Below are 18220 nucleotides of genomic sequence, written 5' to 3'. Positions count from 1 at the left end.
GCCTACTTGTCGCCGAGCGCCTGCTGGAGGTCGGCCAGCAGGTCGTCGGCCGATTCGATGCCCACCGAGAGGCGGACGAGGTCGGCGGGGACCTCCAGGTCCGAACCGGCCACGGACGCGTGCGTCATGCGGCCCGGGTGCTCGATGAGCGACTCGACGCCGCCCAGCGACTCACCGAGCGTGAACAGCTGCGCGCGGTTGCAGACCTCGACCGCGGCTTCCTCGCCGCCCGCGACGCGGAAGGAGACCATGCCGCCGAACGCCTTCATCTGCTTCGCGGCGATCTCGTGCCCGGGGTGCTCGGGCAGGCCCGGGTAGAGGACCTTGGTGACGCGGGGGTGGCGGCCGAGCATCTCGGCGACGCGGGTGGCGTTCTCGCTGTGCCGGTCCATGCGCACGGGCAGCGTCTTGATGCCGCGCAGGACCAGCCAGGCGTCGAAGGGCCCGCAGACGGCGCCCATCGCGTTCTGGTGGTAGGCCAGCTCGTCGGCGAGCGCCTGGTCGTCGACGATCAGCGCGCCGCCGACCACGTCCGAGTGACCACCCATGTACTTGGTCATCGAGTGGACGACGACGTCCGCGCCGAGCGCGAGGGGCTGCTGGAGGTAGGGGCTGGCGAAGGTGTTGTCGACGACGAGCCGGGCGCCGGCCTCGCGGGCCACCTGGGCGACGGCGGCGATGTCGGTGATGCCGAGCAGCGGGTTCGAGGGGGTCTCGACCCAGACGGCCTTGGTCTGCGGGGTGAGCGCGGCGCGCACGGCGTCGACATCACTCGTATCGGCGACGGACCAGTTGACGCCCCACCGCGAGACGACCTTGTCGAAGAGGCGGAACGTGCCGCCGTAGGCGTCGTTCGGGATGACCACGTGGTCGCCGGGGGCGAGCAGGGCGCGCAGCAGGCAGTCCTCGGCGGCGAGGCCGGAGGCGAAGGCGAGGCCGCGCCGGCCGCCTTCGAGCGCGGCGAGGTTCTCCTCCAGGGCGGTACGGGTCGGGTTGGCGCTGCGGCTGTACTCGTAGCCGCCGCGCAGGCCGCCGACGCCGTCCTGCTTGTACGTGGAGACCTGGTAGATCGGCGGGACGACGGCGCCGGTGGCCGGGTCGGCCGTATTTCCGGCGTGGATGGCGGTCGTCTCGAACCCGCGGGGGGTGCTGGTGTGGCTGTGCGTGTCGCTCATGTGCCCCGAGAGTAGTGCCGCCGCGGCGGTGGAGCGGCCTCGGTTAGCTTTGTGGGTATGGGAATTCTCTGGGTCCTGATGGCCGTGCTGATGATCGCCTGGGTGGTGATGCTGCGGCGGCGCGGCGGCGGTGGCGGGATCCGGCAGGTCGCTCCGGGCTCGCCCGACGCGGCGGACCCGGCGGAGTACGGCTTCGTGCGGCAGGAGGAGCTGGACGTGCGCCTCCCCGGCCCCGACCAGGACCTCCTGGACGTGATGGCGGTCGTCCAGCGCAACCAGGACTTCACGGCCGCCGCCCAGCTGCTCGCCGGTACCGGCCGGGAGACCGAGACCAGGTGGGAGCGGGTCCAGGCGATCGCCGGGGCCGCCGCCATCGAGCTGGCGCAGACGCCGCGGCTCGGCGCCGGGTGGCTGCACGCGTGGCGGGCGCAGCGGCCCAAGGACGCGGGCGGGGCGCAGGTCTTCGCGGAGTTCCTGGTACAGCAGGCGTGGCGCCAGGGCGGGACGCCGGACGAGCAGCGGATCATCCTGGAGGAGGCGCGGGGCGCCTGCGAGCAGGCCGCGCTGCTCGCGCCCGGCGACCCCGTCCCGCACATCACGCACCTGGCGGTGGCGCGCGGGCTCGGTTACTCCCGGCCCGAGTTCGAGCAGCTGTGGCTGAAGATCCTGGACACGGCGCCCGGGCACATGGGGGCGCATCTGGCGGGGCTGCGCTACTGGACGGAGAAGTGGCACGGCTCGCGCGAGGAGGCGTTCGCGTTCGCGGAGGCCGCGGCGGCGCGCGCCCCGCGCGGTTCGCTGCTCGCCGCGCTCCCCCTCTTCGCGCTGTACGAGCACATGCCCGACCTGAATCTGGTGCGCGGCTTCTACGAGAGCGAGGTCGTCGCCAAGGCCCTGCACGGCGCCCTCTTCGCGGTCTCCGCGGCCCGCCCCGACGACCCGATGCTCGCCCACGTCCGCCATCTGCTGGTCTTCTTCCTGGTCCGCGCCGAACGCTGGGCCGAGGCGATGCGGCAACTGGTCCACGTCGACGGCCATGTGGGGGCGATCCCGTGGACGGCGGAGGAGGACCCGGCGGGGTCGTACGCGGTGTACCGGGCGCTGGCGGTCGCGGGGTACGAGGCGAATGGGGGGAGCCCGGCGAGCTTGCGGCACTGAGCCGCGGTTCGGTCGGGCCCGGGTTATATCGGTGGCGGTGCCCCGGCGCGGGCGCTCACCCTGGCGGCATGAACGTGACACCCCAGCATGAGATCCGCGCCCGGTACACGGAGTCCACCGTCACCGTCTACCAGGCGTACCCGCCGCAGATCGGGCTGCCGGCCGCGCGCGACGGGCGGTTTCCGGCCGGGTGGAAGCGGGACCGGATGACGTGGATCAAGCCGTCGTTCCTGTGGATGATGTACCGCTGCGGCTGGGGCATGAAGGACGGGCAGGAGGTCGTGCTCGCCGTGGAGATCGACCGGGGCGGGTTCGAGTGGGCGGTGCGGCACGCGTGCCTGTCGGGTTACGAGCGCGGGGTGCATGGCGATCAGGCCGCCTGGAAGCGGGAGTTGCGGCAGGCGCCGGCGCGGGTGCAGTGGGACCCGGAGCGGGACCTGCGGCTTCGGCCGCTGCCCCACCGCTCGCTCCAGCTCGGGCTGGCCGGCGAGGCGGTGCGGCGGTACGCCGATGAGTGGCTGGTCTCCGTCACGGATGTCACGCCGCTCGCCCGTGAGGTACGGGAACTCGTGGCGCGGGGTGACGAGGTTGCCGCGGGCCGGCTCCTTCCGGCGGAACGGGTCTATCCGGGGCACGAGCGGTTGACGGCACACCTGGCGGCAGCGACTGCGTGACGCCCGGGGGGCGTTGGCCCCGGTTCAGTGCGCGCGCACCCCGGCGATGAACGCGGACCAGGCGGTGCCGGTGACCACGAGGACGGGCCCGGCGGGGTTCTTGCTGTCACGGACCGGGACGACGCCCAGGCCGTCGGCGACCTCTACGCAGTCGCCTCCGTCGCCGTTGCTGTAAGTGGACTTGCGCCAGCTGGCGGCGCTGGGAAAGTCGCGGGCGACCTCCACGCATTCACCGCCGCTGCCGTTGCTGTAACTGCTCCTGACCCAGAGCGCGTCACTCAAGTCGGTCCGGCCGCTCGCCATTTCGGTATCCCTCTGCTGCTGCCTTGATCATGGCCAGGGACACGTCCGGTGCCAGTGCGACGGCCCTGAGCCGATCGTATGCCTTGCGATACTGCTTCACGAGGGCAGGATCGTCGATGGTCGTGCCGCTGTACGAAGCCTCCGCATAGATGAGCGGCGGAGCGTCCGGGAAGACCATGACCTTGATGGGTGCGGTCGTGAGAGGATACGGCCCGCTCTTCCGCAGAACGATCTGCGGAACGATCCGATGGCGGTCCGCCAAGCCCGCGACGTGGTCGAGCTGGGCGGCCATGGCGGGCAGTGGGACGACCGGATCCGTCAGCAATGACTCGTGCAGGACGGTCCAGTACTCCGGGACATCGTGGTTGTCGTCGAACAGACGGGCGCGGGAGAGACGGGCCGTGACCTTCTCCTCAACCCAGGCGTCGTCGGCCATGGGATGGGCCGCCCGTACCTGTGCCCGCGCATAGGGAGCCAGCTGTAGCAGGCCGGGGATGGTGCTGGGACACCACTCCTCGATGGTCTCCGCATGCCGCTCGGCCTCCAGCACCTGCTGGAAGTACGCCGCGTGCGGGCCCCGCCGGGCCTTGCCCACATCCTCACAACACCGCGCGAAGAACCCATCCGTGCCCAGTACTCGATCCACATGCTGCGCCAGCTCAAACGGCATGCGGCGCTCGCCGCGTTCAATATCGCTGAGGTGGGACTTTCCGTAGAAGCTGCCCGCGACCAACTCCTCCAGGGAGAGCCCGGCCGCCTCCCTCTTCCACCTCAACTCCTTGCCGTAGAAGGTCGGGACGCTCATCGAGCCGTCGATGTCCTTGCGTCGTGCCATCGCTCACCGCCAGAGGGGGCCGCTTCCGCAGCCCATGCTGCGTACGGGAAACGCTTCTCACCGTAGGGAGCCCGGCGTCACAGTGTGAGCGAATCGTCACAGTGCGCTCAGGAAGGTGACCCGTCCGTGACCGATCATCCCGCCGCCCTCGACCTCGACCTGCTCGCCACCGCGAGATCCGTCCCGGAGATCCGGCAGCGGCTACGGGCCCACCGCTACGAAGTGCGGCTCTGTGCCACCGAGTTGGTGACCAACGTCGTCGACCATCTCGGCGAGGGCACCCCCGTCTCCGTACGGGTCTACGCGACCGGGGACGACCGCACCCGCGTAGAGGTCACCGATCCCGACCCGCGGGCGCTGCCCGTCCTGCTGCACGCGACGCTGACGGACGAGTGCGGCCGGGGCCTGACGCTCATCGGGGCGCTCGCGCTGCGCTGGGGCGTGGAGCAGGGCGAACGCGGCAAGACAGTGTGGTGCGAGCTGCCCGCGGAAGAGTCCCCGTGAAACGCGTCTCCCTACTGCCCGGCCCGGAGGGCCTCCCGCATGGCCGACGCCGTGAGACTCGCGTCGTACTCCACTGGGACGCCCTCCACGAAGACCATCTCGCCGGGGATGTGGGCGGTGCGCAGCGGCAGAATCTCCTGGTAGGCGGGGGACGCGTACCAGGCGTGGGCGTGGGCCAGGTCCGGGAACTCCGCGATGACGAGGTCGCCGAGGCGCTCGCCCTCCACGTACTCGCTGGGCTTGCCATGGGAGAGGAAGCGGCCGCCGTAGGGGGCGAAGGTTCCCTGGACGCGCTCGATGTACTGGAGGACGTCGGGGTGGACGGGGGCCGTGGGGCGCAGTACGGCGATGGCGTAGGCACTCATGAGCGAGCCCTCCTCGGGGTCCGGCGGGGTGGATACGTGGATCCTGCCGGAGCCCGGGGAGGGCGTCGATTACCGCTGAGGTAACGGGGGTGGGACCGAACGGCTCAGATCGTGGCCGCGTCGATCACGAAGCGGTAGCGCACGTCCGAGTTGAGGACGCGCTCGTACGCCTCGTTGACCTGGCTGGCCTCGATCAGCTCGATCTCCGCGCCCAGGCCGTGCGCGGCGCAGAAGTCCAGCATCTCCTGGGTCTCGGCGATGCCGCCGATCATCGAACCGGCGAGGGTCTTGTTGCCGCCGATGAGGGAGAAGAGGTTGAGCGAGATCGGCTCCTCGGGGGCGCCGACGTTCACCAGGGCGCCGCCCGTCTTGAGCAGGCTCAGGTACGCGCCGAAGTCGACCTGCGCCGACACCGTGGAGAGGATGACGTCGAAGGTGCCCGCCAGGTCCTTGAAGGTCTGCTCGTCGCTGGTGGCGTAGTAGTGGTCCGCGCCCAGCTTCAGGCCGTCGTCCTTCTTGCGCAGCGACTGCGAGAGGACGGTGACCTCCGCGCCGAGCGCGTGCGCGATCTTGACGCCCATGTGGCCGAGGCCGCCGAGACCGACGACCGCGACCTTCTTGCCGGGGCCCGCGCCCCAGTGCTTGAGCGGGGAGTACGTGGTGATGCCGGCGCAGAGCAGCGGGGCCGCCACGTCGAGGGAGATGCCGTCGGGGATGCGCAGGGTGAAGCCCTCGTCGACGACGACCTTCTGCGAGTAGCCGCCGTAGGTGGGCTCGCCGTCCTTGCCGACGGAGTTGTACGTGCCGACGTTCCCCCGGACACAGTGCTGCTCCTGGCCGTTGCGGCAGGGCTCGCACTCGCCGCAGGAGTCGACCATGCAGCCGACGCCGACCCGGTCGCCGACCTTGAACTTGGTGACGCCCGAGCCGACCTCGGCGACGACACCGGCGATCTCGTGGCCCGGGACCATCGGGAAGATGGCCTCGCCCCAGCCCTCGCGGGCCTGGTGGATGTCGGAGTGGCAGATGCCGGCGAACTTGATGTCGATCAGTACGTCGTGCTCGCCGACCGTGCGGCGCTCGATGGTGGTGCGCTCCAGCGGAGCCTTGGCGCTGGGCGCGGCGTATGCGGCAACAGTCGTGGTCATGGTCTCCAGCGTGCCTGCCATCCGCATGTTCGCCCAGGTCACCGCTTTGCGTACGTCCAGCGGTCCTACTACTGACGGGGGCAGGCTCATGGGCGTAGGACCGGGAATACTGGCAAGCATGGACGACAATCCGGACCACCGCGGGCACGGCCCGGCCGACGGTCTCGACCAGCGGGCCGAGCTGAGCGAGTTCCTGCGCACCCGGCGGGCCCGGCTGAAGCCCGAGGACGTGGGGATCGCGTCCATCGGCCGGCACCGGCGGGTGCCGGGGCTGCGGCGCGAGGAGCTGGCGCAGCTGGCCGGGGTCTCGGTGGCGTACTACACCCGCCTGGAGCAGGGCAACGGGCGCAATGTGTCGGCGGAGGTGCTCGACGCGATCGCGCGCGCCCTGCGGCTCAGCGAGACGGAGCACGCGCATCTGACCCACCTCGCCAAGCCTCGGCCGCAGCGCCGCAGGTACCGGGCGCCGAAGCGGCAGCAGCCCCGGGTGGCGCTCCAGCACCTCGTCGACTCGATGGAGGGCGTGCCCGCGTACATCGGCGGCGCCCGCTCGGACATCCTCGCCTGGAACCGGATGGCGGCGGCGCTCTTCGGCGACTGGGGGGCGATGCCGGCCGGCGAGCGGAACTGGGCCCGGCTGACCTTCCTGAACCCCGACTACCGCGAGCTGTTCCGGGACTGGGAGCAGAAGGCGTCCGACATGGTCAGCTATCTGCGCCTCTACGCGGGCCAGCACCCGGACGACCCCGAGCTGTCGGCGCTGGTGGGTGAACTCTCCGTCAAGAGCGAGGAGTTCCGCACGCTGTGGGCCACGCACGACGTGAAGGAGAAGGGGCACGGGGTGAAGCGGATGCGGCATCCGCTGGTCGGTGAGCTGACCCTCGCCTACGAGACGCTGCATCTGCCGGACGACGACGGCCAGTTCCTGTCCGTGTACCACGCGGAGCCGGGCTCCCCCTCGGCGGAGGCGCTCCGCCTGCTGGCGAGCTGGGGGGCGGACGCCACCCGAGCGGGCACACAAACGCCCCGCTAGGGGCGCGGAGACCAGCCCCGGCCCCCGCACCCCAGTCCGGTCAACTCACCGTGTGCGGCCGCACGTTACGGCTGTCGCCGTAGTACGCGTCGTAGATCGAGACCGACGACGTGTTGCCCTGCTTGTCGGCGACGTCCGCGCGGAACGAGATCGACTTCCCCGCGGCCGGGTTCTTCACGAGGATCGAACCGCGGTGCACGTCGACCTTGCGCCAGTGCGCGCCGCTGTCGTAGGAGACGGACACGGACAGGGACTTGAGGTTGCTGCCCGCGGCCGCGCCCTGGACCGTGACCGGGATGGTCCGCGGCCAGCCGGCGGCGCCCTTGCTGTCGAGGCCGACGGGCGCGGCGAACCGGACGCCGGAGGCGGGGAGCCGGACGAGTCCGCCCGTGCTCTTGGAGCGGAACGTCCAGGTCGCGTCGATCCTGCTGGAGGCGGCCGCGACCTTCGCGGAGCGCGTGACGGAGGTCGTCAGCCGGTACGCGGCGTCGCCCGCCGGGACCCGGTAGCCCTGGTCGCCGAAGAGCGGGTCGGCGGCCGTGGCGACCTTGGTGCCGTTGCGGTAGAGCGTCGTGACGACCGAGGTGAAGTCCGAGGACCCCGCGTGCGTCTGGCCGTCGGCGAAGAGCGGCAGGTACCCGTAGAGCTCGTTGCCGTCGCGGAACAGGCCGTAGTCACCGCCGATCCGGGGCCCGAACACGGCCGTGTTGAACGTCTTGGCGTAACTCTTGCCCGCCGCGAAGGTCTGCGGGGCGCCGAGCGTGTAGGCGGCGTCCGCGACCGGGAGCCCGTCCGCGTCCTTGCCCGCGTACTGCGTGAAGTCCAGGCCCCACTGGACGCGGTCGCCGGTGGACAGGTGCAGGGTGCGGGTGCCGGGCAGCTTCTGCTCGACCGGCACGCCGAAGACGAAGTCCTCCGGCAGCGACGCGCTGACGTCGAGCGCCCCCGTCCTGCCGTCCGCCGCGGTGCCCAGGCCGGTGGTGACCGTGGCGAGTTCGGACGCCGCGAAGTGCTTGACCTTGGCGCCCTGGAGCTGGGTCACCGCAGCGGTGGTCGCCACGTCGTACTCGGCGTCGGCGCCCTTGGTCCACTGCCCGAACCAGCTCTGGGTGAGGCCGCCGGTCACGGCACCGCCGAGCGGCGCCACCCGGATGTTCGCGAACGAGTCGTGCATGACCGACAGGCCGACCCGCGCCGGGTCGTAGGTGTAGTCGACCGTCGCGCTGACCGGCTTCGCCCCGGCGTCCGGCACCGTGATGTCGGCGGCCTTCGCCTTGCGGGCGTCCAGCGTCAGCGACACGCTCCGGGTGACGGTGAGCGTCGGCTGCACGAGCCAGTCGACGCCGCCCTTGAAGTCGACGAGGTCGTCGGCGAGGAGTCCGTCCACCAGGTAGGTGCCCTTGGGCACGCGCAGCGTCACCGTGCCGCTCGCACTCTGCGGCGCGGAGAACTGGGTGTCCGTCGCGGCGCCCGCGTACCCGATCAGATCGGTCAGGTACGCCGGCTGCGGCTGCCCGTCCCGGCCGATGTGCTTGAGGGTCACGTCGTACGCCTCGCTCTCGCGCTCCACCGCCGCGGCCGTGCGCACGGACTGGCCGCCGCCGTTCGCCACGATGTACGCGGAGTACGCGCCGTCCAGGGTGCCGCCGAGCTTCGTGTCCGCCGTCAGGGCGACGTCGGCGGTGCCGCCCGCGGGCACGGTCACCTTCGTGGCGCCGAGGGTGAAGAAGCCGGCCGGGGCGGCCTGCCCCTTCGGGCCGGTGGCGGAGACCGTGAGGCCGAGGGTGACGTCCTGGGTGCCGGTGTTGCGGTACGTCACCTTCTTGGTGAGCGCCGTGTCGTCGGCGTGCGGCCACTGCGCGACGCCGAAACTCAGCGAGACGTTCTGCGCGAACACGGTCTGCCGGATGGCCCGGTCGACCTGGATACGGCCGCTGCCCTGCTCGAACGGCGTGTACGGGCCGCCTTTCGCCGAGCCGACGAGCGCGGCCTTCAGCTCCTGGTACGTCCAGTCGGGGTGCTGCTGTTTGAGGAGGGCGGCGGCGCCCGCGACGTGCGGGGTCGCCATCGACGTTCCCGAGATCGTCAGGTATCCGGCCGGCTTCTCGCCGACCTCCTTGGCGATGACGCTGCCGGGGGCCGCGGCGGCCGTGATGTCGACGCCGGGGGCGGTCACGTCCGGCTTGATCGCGCCGTCGCCGACGCGCGGCCCGGTGGACGAGAAGTCCGCCAGTTCGTCCTTGCCGTCGACGGCGCCGACGGTGAGCGCGGCGTCCGCGCTGCCGGGCGAGCCAACGGTGTGCGGCCCCTCGTTGCCCGCGGCGATGGTGAAGAGGATGTCCTTCTGCTCGGCCAGCTTGTCCACCTCGGCCTCGAGCGGGTCGGTCCCGGCGCTGTCGGCGCCGCCGAGGCTGAGGTTGACGATGTCGGCGCCCTGCTCCGCGGCCCACTCCATGCCGGCGAGGATGCCGGAGTCCTCACCGAAGCCGTCGTCGTCGAGCACCTTGCCGTTGAGCAGCTCGGCGCCGGGCGCGACGCCCTTGTACGCGCCGCCGGACTTGGCGCCCGTACCGGCCGCGATGGACGCGACGTGGGTGCCGTGGCCGTAGTGGTCGTTGGCGTCGGCGGCCGTCGAGAAGTTCTTCTCGGCGACGACCTGGCCCGTCAGGTCCGGGTGCGTGGCCGCGATGCCGGTGTCCAGGACGGCGATCTTGACGCCCTTGCCGTCGTACCCGGCGGCCCACGCCGCGGGCGCGCCGATCTGCGGCACCGACGTGTCCAGGCTCGCCCGGCGCACGCCGTCGAGCCAGACGCGGCCGACGCCGGCGGCGGTGGCGCCCTTGCCGTCCGTCACCGCGTCCCAGAGCTTGCCCGCGTCGTCCGCGGGCGTGCTGAGCGCGTCGGCGTTGAGCGCTGCGAGGCTGCGCCGCACCGTGGTGTCACCCGCGTCGCGCACCTGCGCCCTGGCCGCCGCGGCCGCCCCCTGATAGCCGACGATGACCTTGAGGCCGCCGCGCCGGGCCTTCGTGGCGGCCGCCCCGGACAGCTCGGTGACGTCGAAGAGGCGCCGGTCGAGCCGGCCCTCCGCGACGAGCCGCTGGGCATCGGCCGGCACGACGTACGTGTGGCCGCCGACCGTGCGCGTCCGTACGGGTATGTGCGCCCGGCCCGGGGCTCGCTGGAACCCGGCGGGCCGGCCCTTCGCGTCGAGCGTGACCCGGTCCCCGGTGATGAGCGTGACCTGTGTCCTCGGCTTCAGGCTCGCGCCGCGGTGCCCGGCCGCGGACGCCGGTGCCGCGGCCGACGGAACGGTCAGCCCTGCGGCCAGCGCGACGACGGCCGCCGCGGAGACGACGCCCGTGACGTGCCGCCCGCGGATCTGTCCCTGTCTGTGCACTTTCCCCCCTGGTGACGATGGTTCACCGAACGAGGACCACCATCGGCCCCCCTGCATGAAGAGAACACAGGGGGGCCACAGGTTGTACACGGGGGTCCCTTCAGGCCCCGCCGGACGCGCCGCGTCAACCTGCCGCGCACAGCACGGACCCCCGGCACGGCGTGCGTACCGGGGGTCCGGGCGGGAGCTGGTGAGCCGGGGTCAGACGGCCGAACCGGCCTTCCACGCCGACCAGTCCAGGTTCCAGCCGTTGAGGCCGTTGTCCGGGGCGACGGTCTTGTCACCGGTGTTCTTCACGATGACGACGTCGCCGACCATCGAGTTGTCGTAGAACCAGGCGCCGGGCGTGCTGGAGTCGCCCGCACCCTTGGCGTCCGCGAGGCCGACGCAGCCGTGGCTGGTGTTGGCCGAGCCGAAGATCGACTTGGCGCCCCAGTAGTTGCCGTGGATGAAGGTGCCGGAGTTCGACAGACGCATCGCGTGCGGCACGTCCTTGATGTCGTACTCGCCCTTGCCGTCGTCGTCGGTGAAGCCCACCGACGCGCCGTTCATCCGGGTCTCCTTGAACTTCTCGGAGATCACCATCTGGCCCTGGTACGTCTTGTTCTCCGGCGAACCGGCCGAGATCGGGATGGTCTTGACCGTCTTGCCGTCGCGGGTGACCGTCATCGTCTTGGTCTTCGCGTCGACCGTGGAGACCTGGTTGCGCCCGATCTTGAACGTCACCGTCTTCTGCTGCACGCCCGTGACGCCGCTCGCCCCCTCGACGCCGTCGAGGTCCAGCTTGAGGGTGACGGTGGAGCCGCCCTGCCAGTAGTCCTGCGGGCGGAAGTCGATCCGGTTGGCGTTGAACCAGTGGCCGACGACCTCCTGGCCGCTGCTGGCGGAGACCTTGATGTGGGACTGCACGTCCGACTTGTTGGTGATCGCCTTGTCGAAGTTGATCGACACGGGCATGCCGACGCCGACGGTCGAACCGTCCTCGGGCGTGAAGTTCCCGATGAAGCTGTTGGTCGGGGAGACCGTCGTGAACGACGCGTTCTCGTGCGCGACGCGGTTCTCCGAGTCGCTCGCCGTGGCGGCGATCTTGTACGTCGTCGCCCGGTCCAGCTGAGCGGTGGGCTTCCAGCTCTTCTTGTCGGCCGATATCTGCCCCGCGACCGCGGTGCCGTCGGCCGTCTTCATGGTGACGTCGGTGAGCGTGCCCTTGCGCACGGTGACCTTCGCGGCGTTGTTGATGCTCGCGTTGTCCGAGCCGTCCTTCGGCGCGATGCTGATCTCGGCCTTGGAGGTCTTCTGGGCCGCTGCCTCGTCGGCCTGCGCCTGCGACGACTCCTTGCTGTCCGTCGACGAGCCGGCCGAGTCGCCGTCGCCTCCACCACACGCGGAGAGCACCAGCACACCGCCGAGCACAGCGGACGCGGCCATCAGGCCCTTGCGCCGCTTACCGTCCGTCATCACACGCTTCTCCATAGTCGCCGAAATCCGACATTCCCCGACTGTCCCGAGACCGGTCACGAGGGAACACGAGGTCTCCCCTCAACCATCAATAACGCAGGACGCGGTGGATCCCGTTCCCGAGAGCCCTTGATGTGGGGGATGCCACGTCGTGCTCCCCCCACGAGGACCGCGGACCCCGGGCGGCGGCGGCCGCCCGGGGTCACCCGCTTCCGTCAGCCGCTACCCCTGCTCCTCGCCGTCGTCACCGGCATCATCCTCGTCGAGGTCCCAATCCGGCGAATCGGGGTCGTAGTCGACCTGCTCGCTGGACCAGGACGCCTGGACGAGTTCGGCCCCCGGCACGTCGCCGACCAGGTCGAACGGGTCGACGAGGTACGCGATGGCCTCCGCCTCGTCGTCCTGGACGGCCCCTTCCGCGTGCGCGCGCTCCTCGGCGGGCATCGCCTCGTCCTCGGCGACGCGCTGGAGCGCGGCCCCGGTCAGCGCCTCCGCGTCGGCGACCTCCAGGATCAATTCCACCTTCAGGCGAACAAAACGTGACGTCTCATCAGTGCTCATATGCCGGAGGGTACGGCCCGTCCGCCCCGTGACTTTCCCGTGACCCGCCCCTTTCACTAACATCGGCCCACACGGCCAATTCGCCAGCTCCACAAGGGGGATCGCTTCCGTGTCCGCCGCACGCCGATCGCTGTTCACCGCCACCGCCGCCGGGACCCTCCTGGCCGCGCTGTGGTTCGTCCCCAATGCCACCGCCACACCGGAGCACTCCACCAGAACCGACCACGCCGGCCAGGCCTCCACCGCGGTGCGGACCCCGTCCGAGCAGCAGCTCCGGCTCGCCGACACGGGGACGGTCGACACGACGCCGTACGTGATCGGCGGCTCGGCGTTCCTGGGCATCGGCGTGGGGTTCGTGGCCTACTCGGTCCGCCGCGGCCGTTCCCTGGAGGCGCCCGTCTGACAGACGTGGGGTGGGGCGGGCCCGGACCGGGCCCGCCCCACCCCACGGTGCGTCCCCGGCCTACGCGAGCGGTCCCGTGACCGCCTCGACGGCCGCGACCAGAGCGCCGCCGCGCACGAACGCGTCCGCCGCGGCGAGATCCGGCGCCAGGAACCGGTCGGGCCCGGGCCCCTCGACCCCGGCCTTCCGCGCGGCGGCGATGACCGCCCGCGACGCCGGGGCGGCTTCCAGGCCCTCCCGCAGCTCGATCGCGCGGGTGGCCGCGTACAGCTCGACGGCGATGATCCGCGCGAGGTTGTCGACGGCCGTACGCAGTTTGCGCGCGGCCGACCAGCCCATCGAGACGTGGTCCTCCTGCATCGCCGAAGAGGGGATCGAGTCCGCGGACGCCGGTACGGCGAGCCGCTTCATCTCGCTGACCAGCGCCGCCTGCGTGTACTGGGCGATCATCAGGCCCGAGTCGACGCCGGCGTCCGCGGCGAGGAACGGCGGCAGCCCGTGCGAGCGGTTCTTGTCCAGGAGCCGGTCCGTGCGCCGCTCCGCGATCGACCCGAGGTCGGCGGCGGCGATGGCCAGGAAGTCGAGCACGTAGGCGACCGGCGCGCCGTGGAAGTTGCCGTTGGACTCCACCCGCCCGCCGCCGGCGCCGTCGGGCAGCACGACGGGGTTGTCGACGGCCGCCGCCAGCTCGCGCTCGGCGACGAGCCGCGCATGCGCCATGGTGTCCCGGCCGGCCCCGGCGACCTGGGGCGCGCACCGCACGGAGTACGCGTCCTGCACCCGCGGCGCGTCGTCCTGGTGATGGCCCGTCAGCCCCGAACCGGCCAGTACGGCCAGCATGTTGGCGGCGCTGGCGGCCTGGCCCGGGTGCGGCCGGATGGCGTGCAGCTCGGGCGCGAGGACCCGGTCCGTGCCGAGCAGCGCCTCCAGGGACAGGGCCGCCGTCACGTCCGCGGCCTTGTAGAGGTTGTCCAGGTCGTCGAGGGCCATGAAGAGCATGCCGAGCATGCCGTCCGTGCCGTTGAGGAGGGCGAGCCCCTCCTTCTCGCGCAGCTCGACGGGGGCGATGCCGTGCGCGGCGAGCAGTTCGCCCGCGGGCCGCACCACCCCGTCGGGGCCTTCCGCGTCGCCCTCGCCGAGCAGCGTGAGCGCGCAGTGGCTGAGCGGCGCCAGGTCGCCCGAGCAGCCCAGCGAGCCGTACTCGTGGACGACCGGGGTGATCCCGGCGTTCAGCACGTCGGCCATGGTCTGCGCGACCTCGGGGCGGACGCCGGTGTGGCCGGAGCAGAGGGTCTTCAGACGCAGGAACATCAGCGCGCGGACCACCTCGCGCTCGACGCGCGGGCCCATGCCGGCCGCGTGCGAGCGCACGATGTTGCGCTGCAGCTGGGCCCGGAGCTCGGGGCCGATGTGCCGGGTGGCGAGCGCGCCGAACCCGGTGGAGACGCCGTAGACGGGGTCGGGTTTCGCGGCCAGCGCGTCGACGACCCCGCGGGCCGCGGCGAGCGCGCGCACCGCCTCTTCGGAGAGTTCCACGCGGGCGCCCCGGCGCGCCACGGCGACCACATCGGCAGCGGTGACCCCGGCTGCCCCCACCACCACAGTGTGCATATCCATATTCAGGAACGTACACAGTGAATCCGAAGATGTCACGAGCAGGGCACGGGAGGGCCCCTTACGCCGGGGGGCGCGGGTCCCGGCCGCGGATGCGGCGCCGCTCGCCCGGGACCGGCGGCGGCGCGTCGGCGAGCCGCACCACGGGGTCGTCGAGTCCGCCGCCGCGCCCCGCGACCACCGGTTTCGTGGAGCGCAGCGCCTTGGCCCGGTACTGCGCCGCGTCCGCGAGCCGGAACAGCCGCCGCGCGCTCGCCACCTCCCCGATCGGATCGCCGGTCGAGGCGATGCCGCAGGCCACCCCGTCGCCGAGCTCCATCTCGGCGGCCCGCGCGCAGACCTCCTCGCCGATCCGGACGACCTCGTCGGCGGAGGGACCCACGGCCAGCAGGCAGAACTCGTCCCCGCCGAGCCGCGCGGAGAGGGTCCCCGGCAGCATCGCCCCGCACAGCGAGAGCACCGAGCCGAACCGCTCCAGGAGCCGGTCACCGAGGGCGTGCCCGAGGGTGTCGTTGACCCGCTTGAGCCCGTTCAGGTCGCAGACCACCAGGCTGACGACGACGCCCTGCGCCACGTGCCGCTCCACCGCCTCCTCCAGCCGCAGGTCGACCAGGCGCCGGTTGGCCAGGCCGGTCAGGGCGTCGGTGAAGGCCAGCCGCCGCGCCTCCTCCAGCCGCTCGGTCTGCGCGATCCCGGCCGCGACCACGGAGGCGAGCACGGTGGCGAAGTCGGCGTCCCCCGGCCCGAAGACCGGCACCCCGGCGGGCCGCGCCACGTACAGCTCGCCCCAGGCCCGGCCGTGCAGCACGATCGGCGCGACGACGCAGCAGGCCCGCCCGCGCCGGCGCAGCGCCGCGACCCGCTGATGGCAGTACCCGGCGCGCTCGACCGGCCCGTCCGCCGTCTCCACCCAGGCGTCCGGCTCGCCGCCGCCGGCCCAGCGCTCGTGCAGGAACTCGGTGATCTCCGGGAAGCGATGCACCGGGTACGCCTCGTCCTCGGGGAACTCCTCCTCCCCCGCGGCCCGCTCCCCGACGTTCGCCAGGACCCGCAGCCGGCCGCGCTCGCGCTCCCACACGGACAGGGCGGCGAAGCTGCCGGCCAGGGCGTGGCAGGCGCCCAGGGCTGCCGCACGCCAGGATTCGCGTGGGGTCTGCGCGGCGGCCATGCCCTGCGCGAGCGTCACCACGGCGCGCAGCCGGACGTCGTCTCCCATTAGCCCAGGTTAGGGACATTTCCGGCACAACGGAGACTCAGGTACGGCCGTCCGTACCCGGCACGGCTCTCGTCGCGGCCGCTCGCGCAGTTCCCCGCGCCCCTGGGCGCCCTCTCGGCCGCGGCTCTCGTCGTGGCTGGTCGCGCAGTTCCCCGCGCCCCTGAGGGCTTGCGGCTTCGCCGCTGCCCCAGGGGCGCGATGAGATGGCGCACGAAGTGCGCATCTCAGGGGCGCGGGGAACTGCGCGACCAGCCCCCACCGGCCGGGCAGCCGAACGACCCACCCGGGATCATTCACCGGGCCACTGCGGCGCCCGCTTCTCGTTGAACGCCGCCACCCCCTCCGCCCGGTCCCCGGAAAACGCCACAGACCGCCACGCCGCATCCTCCACTTCAAGCCCGGCCCGCAGATCAAGCCCGTACCCGACCCGCAAGGCCCGCTTGGCGGCCCGCAACCCCACCGGCGAGTTCCCCCCGATCCGCGCGGCCAGCGCCAACGCCTCGGCCCGGTCCCGCCCCGCTTCCACCACCTGGTCCACGAGCCCGAGCCGCCCCGCCTCCTGGGCCTCCACCCGCCGCGCCGAGAAGATCAGCTCGGCGGCGCGCGCGGCCCCCACCCGGCGCGGCAGCAACTGCGTACCGCCACCCCCGGGGATCACGCCCACCGACACCTCGGGCAACCCCACGACCGCGCTCTCGTCGGCCACGATCAGATCGCAGGCGAGCGCCAGCTCGAAGCCGCCGCCGAGCGCGAACCCGTGCACGGCGGCGATCGTCGGCATCGGCAGCTCCAGTACGCCCGTGTACGCGGCCCGCGCCACGGGCCGCTGGCGCACCAGCTCGGCGTCGGAGAAGGAGTTGCGCTCCTTCAGGTCCGCGCCGACGCAGAAGGCCCGCTCGCTGCTGGACGTGACCACGACGACCCGTACGGAACGGTCGGCGCCCAGCGCCTCGCAGGCCGCGCCGATGGAGCGGGCCATGGCGCTGGAGACGGCGTTCATGGCCTGGGGCCGGTCGAGCACCAACTCGGCGACGACCCCCTCGTCCCCATGGCGTCGTACGGCCACGAAGTCCCCGAACCGCTGCTCATCACCCATGACTCGCCCTCTCCGGTTAACGCCAGTTAACCGTCAAGATGTCAGGTGCGCCGGGTCAGCGTCCAGGGTTCGACGACGCCGAGGCCGCGGACCGGCCGCTGCCACATCGGCTGGAGCGCGAACCGGTAGGAGGGGGGCTCCTCGCCCTGCTCCTTGGCCTTCTCCGCGGCGGCCGCCGCCTCCGCCTCGGAGGCGGGCGCCTCGGCGGTACGGACCAGCTCCTCGGCGAAGGCGCCGTCCACCAGCACGTTGTCCTTCGGCGCTATCGACGTGAGCCGGCTCGCCAGGTTCACGGTCGTGCCGAACACGTCGCCCATGCGCGTCGTGACCGTCCCGAACGCCATGCCGACCCGCAGCTCCGGCATCGTCTCGTCGTTGCTCATCGTCTCGATGAGCCGCAGCGCGATCTCCCCGGCGATCCCCGCGTCGTCGGCGGCGAACAGCACCTCGTCGCCGAGCGTCTTGATGAGCCGGCCGCCGTGCGCGGCGACGAGGTCGGCGGCGGTGGTCTCGAACGCCTCGACCAGCTCGCCGAGCTCCTCCTCCTCCATGCGCCGGGTCAGCCGCGTGAAGCCGACCAGGTCCGCGAAGCCGACCGCGAGCCGCCGGTCCACCATCTCCTCGTCGTCACCGGCCTGCACGACGCGGCCGGTGGCCGCGGCGAGCTGGCGCCGCCACACATAGACGAGGAACTCCTCCAGCTCGGGCAGGAGCAGCTCTATCAGCGGATACGTGACCTCGGTACGGGTCATGCCGGGCTCGGGCGGCTCGGTGAGCCCCTCCAGGAACGAGTCGATCTGCCACTCCGCGAGCCGGGCCGTGGTCTGGCCGGTGGACCGGGCCACCTGCACCGCCATCGCCTCGCTGAGCAGCCCCGCCTCGACGAGACCGGCCAGGCGGCGCAGTGCCAGCACGTCGGCCTCGGTCAGCGCCTTGGCCTGCCCGATGTCGGCGAAGCCCATGGCCCGCCAGAACCGGGAGGCCAGCTCCATGGAGACGCCCGCGCTGCGGGCCGCCTGGAACGGGGTGTACCGGCGCTCCGCCCCGAGGATCAGCTGTTCGAGCCGGAGCGCGAGGGGGTCCGCCGCGTCCTGCTCGTCCCCTTCCCCCTCCGGCTTCTCGGGGTCGGGTGGGGTGCCCGTGCCGGAGCCCGAGTCGTCGACGGTCACGCCTGCTGCCCTTCCGATCTGCCACGGTCAGGTATCGACCGGGCTCAACTCTACGGCAGGGCTTGTGCGCCACGTCACTCCGTTCGGGGCGAGTGTCGTGGCCCTGGCCCG

At 72.2% G+C, this 18220-nt stretch carries 17 protein-coding genes; 5 read left to right on the top strand and 12 right to left on the bottom strand.

Features of this window, described 5'->3' with window-relative positions; genetic code table 11:
- Positions 1-2 precede the first annotated feature (2 nt).
- Positions 3-1175, bottom strand: coding sequence for a cystathionine gamma-synthase (locus ABZY33_RS00910; protein WP_356489268.1), 1173 nt, complete (start codon positions 1173-1175; stop codon positions 3-5).
- Positions 1176-1232: 57 nt separating this feature from the next.
- Between ABZY33_RS00910 and ABZY33_RS00905 the strand changes: the two genes are divergently transcribed.
- Positions 1233-2333 (top strand): hypothetical protein, encoded by a 1101-nt coding sequence (locus ABZY33_RS00905; RefSeq protein ID WP_356489267.1) that lies wholly within the window; start codon positions 1233-1235, stop codon positions 2331-2333.
- 68 nt (positions 2334-2401) lie between these two features.
- Positions 2402-3007 (top strand): DUF4291 domain-containing protein, encoded by a 606-nt coding sequence (locus ABZY33_RS00900; RefSeq protein WP_356489266.1) that lies wholly within the window; start codon positions 2402-2404, stop codon positions 3005-3007.
- 24 nt (positions 3008-3031) lie between these two features.
- On the opposite strand, the gene ABZY33_RS00895 is transcribed toward ABZY33_RS00900, so the two are convergent.
- Together ABZY33_RS00895 and ABZY33_RS00890 are read right to left on the bottom strand one after the other, a co-directional pair.
- Positions 3032-3310, bottom strand: coding sequence for a DUF397 domain-containing protein (locus ABZY33_RS00895; RefSeq protein ID WP_356489265.1), 279 nt, complete (start codon positions 3308-3310; stop codon positions 3032-3034).
- A complete protein-coding gene (locus tag ABZY33_RS00890) occupies positions 3282-4145 on the bottom strand; it encodes a helix-turn-helix transcriptional regulator (protein WP_356489264.1) in 864 nt (287 codons plus the stop codon). The genes ABZY33_RS00895 and ABZY33_RS00890 overlap by 29 nt, the downstream gene beginning before the upstream one ends.
- Positions 4146-4271: 126 nt before the next feature.
- On the opposite strand from ABZY33_RS00890, the gene ABZY33_RS00885 reads away from it, so the two are divergent.
- A complete protein-coding gene (locus ABZY33_RS00885; RefSeq protein WP_356489263.1) occupies positions 4272-4649 on the top strand; it encodes an ATP-binding protein in 378 nt (125 codons plus the stop codon).
- A gap of 11 nt (positions 4650-4660) precedes the next feature.
- Here the strand turns inward: ABZY33_RS00885 and ABZY33_RS00880 are convergent, their stop codons facing one another.
- Together ABZY33_RS00880 and ABZY33_RS00875 are read right to left on the bottom strand one after the other, a co-directional pair.
- Complete coding sequence (locus tag ABZY33_RS00880; protein WP_356489262.1) at positions 4661-5014, bottom strand: DUF1330 domain-containing protein; 354 nt, start codon at positions 5012-5014, stop codon at positions 4661-4663.
- A 104-nt stretch (positions 5015-5118) separates the two neighbouring features.
- Positions 5119-6162, bottom strand: coding sequence for an NAD(P)-dependent alcohol dehydrogenase (locus tag ABZY33_RS00875; RefSeq protein WP_356489261.1), 1044 nt, complete (start codon positions 6160-6162; stop codon positions 5119-5121).
- 118 nt (positions 6163-6280) lie between these two features.
- Here ABZY33_RS00875 and ABZY33_RS00870 point away from each other — a divergent pair, with 118 nt between their 5' ends.
- Positions 6281-7195: a helix-turn-helix transcriptional regulator gene (locus ABZY33_RS00870; RefSeq protein ID WP_356489260.1), complete on the top strand. Its 915-nt coding sequence runs from the start codon at positions 6281-6283 to the stop codon at positions 7193-7195.
- Between the two features lie 40 nt (positions 7196-7235).
- Here the strand turns inward: ABZY33_RS00870 and ABZY33_RS00865 are convergent, their stop codons facing one another.
- The 3 genes from ABZY33_RS00865 to ABZY33_RS00855 form a co-directional block, all read right to left on the bottom strand.
- Positions 7236-10592 carry a S8 family peptidase gene (locus tag ABZY33_RS00865; protein WP_356489259.1) on the bottom strand — a complete coding sequence of 1119 codons (3357 nt, stop codon included), beginning with the start codon at positions 10590-10592 and terminating at the stop codon, positions 7236-7238.
- Positions 10593-10793: 201 nt separating this feature from the next.
- Positions 10794-12050 carry an Ig-like domain-containing protein gene (locus ABZY33_RS00860; RefSeq protein WP_356489258.1) on the bottom strand — a complete coding sequence of 419 codons (1257 nt, stop codon included), beginning with the start codon at positions 12048-12050 and terminating at the stop codon, positions 10794-10796.
- Positions 12051-12272: 222 nt separating this feature from the next.
- Complete coding sequence (locus tag ABZY33_RS00855) at positions 12273-12611, bottom strand: hypothetical protein (protein WP_356489257.1); 339 nt, start codon at positions 12609-12611, stop codon at positions 12273-12275.
- A gap of 109 nt (positions 12612-12720) precedes the next feature.
- On the opposite strand from ABZY33_RS00855, the gene ABZY33_RS00850 reads away from it, so the two are divergent.
- Positions 12721-13014, top strand: a complete 294-nt coding sequence (locus tag ABZY33_RS00850; protein ID WP_356489256.1) for a hypothetical protein — start codon at positions 12721-12723, stop codon at positions 13012-13014.
- Between the two features lie 60 nt (positions 13015-13074).
- On the opposite strand, the gene hutH is transcribed toward ABZY33_RS00850, so the two are convergent.
- The 4 genes from hutH to ABZY33_RS00830 all read right to left on the bottom strand — a co-directional run bounded on the left by hutH (position 13075) and on the right by ABZY33_RS00830 (position 18109).
- Positions 13075-14625, bottom strand: a complete 1551-nt coding sequence (hutH, locus tag ABZY33_RS00845) for a histidine ammonia-lyase (protein WP_356489348.1) — start codon at positions 14623-14625, stop codon at positions 13075-13077.
- Between the two features lie 64 nt (positions 14626-14689).
- Positions 14690-15844: a diguanylate cyclase gene (locus tag ABZY33_RS00840; RefSeq protein WP_356489255.1), complete on the bottom strand. Its 1155-nt coding sequence runs from the start codon at positions 15842-15844 to the stop codon at positions 14690-14692.
- Positions 15845-16133: 289 nt separating this feature from the next.
- Positions 16134-16940 (bottom strand): enoyl-CoA hydratase-related protein, encoded by an 807-nt coding sequence (locus ABZY33_RS00835; RefSeq protein WP_356489254.1) that lies wholly within the window; start codon positions 16938-16940, stop codon positions 16134-16136.
- A gap of 41 nt (positions 16941-16981) precedes the next feature.
- A complete protein-coding gene (locus tag ABZY33_RS00830) occupies positions 16982-18109 on the bottom strand; it encodes an adenylate/guanylate cyclase domain-containing protein (RefSeq protein WP_356489253.1) in 1128 nt (375 codons plus the stop codon).
- Between the last annotated feature and the right edge of the window lie 111 nt (positions 18110-18220).

The sequence above is a fragment of the Streptomyces sp. NPDC006552 genome (assembly GCF_040611655.1).
Classification (GTDB): Bacteria; Actinomycetota; Actinomycetes; order Streptomycetales; family Streptomycetaceae; genus Streptomyces.
This window is presented reverse-complemented; position numbering and strand designations above follow the sequence as displayed.

Coding starts and splice junctions, on each gene's coding strand:
- ABZY33_RS00910 (WP_356489268.1), bottom strand. CDS start 1,175: ATGAGCGACACGCACAGCCACACCAGCACCCCCCGCGGGTTCGAGACG.
- ABZY33_RS00905 (WP_356489267.1), top strand. CDS start 1,233: ATGGGAATTCTCTGGGTCCTGATGGCCGTGCTGATGATCGCCTGGGTG.
- ABZY33_RS00900 (WP_356489266.1), top strand. CDS start 2,402: ATGAACGTGACACCCCAGCATGAGATCCGCGCCCGGTACACGGAGTCC.
- ABZY33_RS00895 (WP_356489265.1), bottom strand. CDS start 3,310: ATGGCGAGCGGCCGGACCGACTTGAGTGACGCGCTCTGGGTCAGGAGC.
- ABZY33_RS00890 (WP_356489264.1), bottom strand. CDS start 4,145: ATGGCACGACGCAAGGACATCGACGGCTCGATGAGCGTCCCGACCTTC.
- ABZY33_RS00880 (WP_356489262.1), bottom strand. CDS start 5,014: ATGAGTGCCTACGCCATCGCCGTACTGCGCCCCACGGCCCCCGTCCAC.
- ABZY33_RS00875 (WP_356489261.1), bottom strand. CDS start 6,162: ATGACCACGACTGTTGCCGCATACGCCGCGCCCAGCGCCAAGGCTCCG.
- ABZY33_RS00870 (WP_356489260.1), top strand. CDS start 6,281: ATGGACGACAATCCGGACCACCGCGGGCACGGCCCGGCCGACGGTCTC.
- ABZY33_RS00860 (WP_356489258.1), bottom strand. CDS start 12,050: ATGACGGACGGTAAGCGGCGCAAGGGCCTGATGGCCGCGTCCGCTGTG.
- ABZY33_RS00855 (WP_356489257.1), bottom strand. CDS start 12,611: ATGAGCACTGATGAGACGTCACGTTTTGTTCGCCTGAAGGTGGAATTG.
- hutH (WP_356489348.1), bottom strand. CDS start 14,625: ATGCACACTGTGGTGGTGGGGGCAGCCGGGGTCACCGCTGCCGATGTG.
- ABZY33_RS00840 (WP_356489255.1), bottom strand. CDS start 15,844: ATGGGAGACGACGTCCGGCTGCGCGCCGTGGTGACGCTCGCGCAGGGC.
- ABZY33_RS00835 (WP_356489254.1), bottom strand. CDS start 16,940: ATGGGTGATGAGCAGCGGTTCGGGGACTTCGTGGCCGTACGACGCCAT.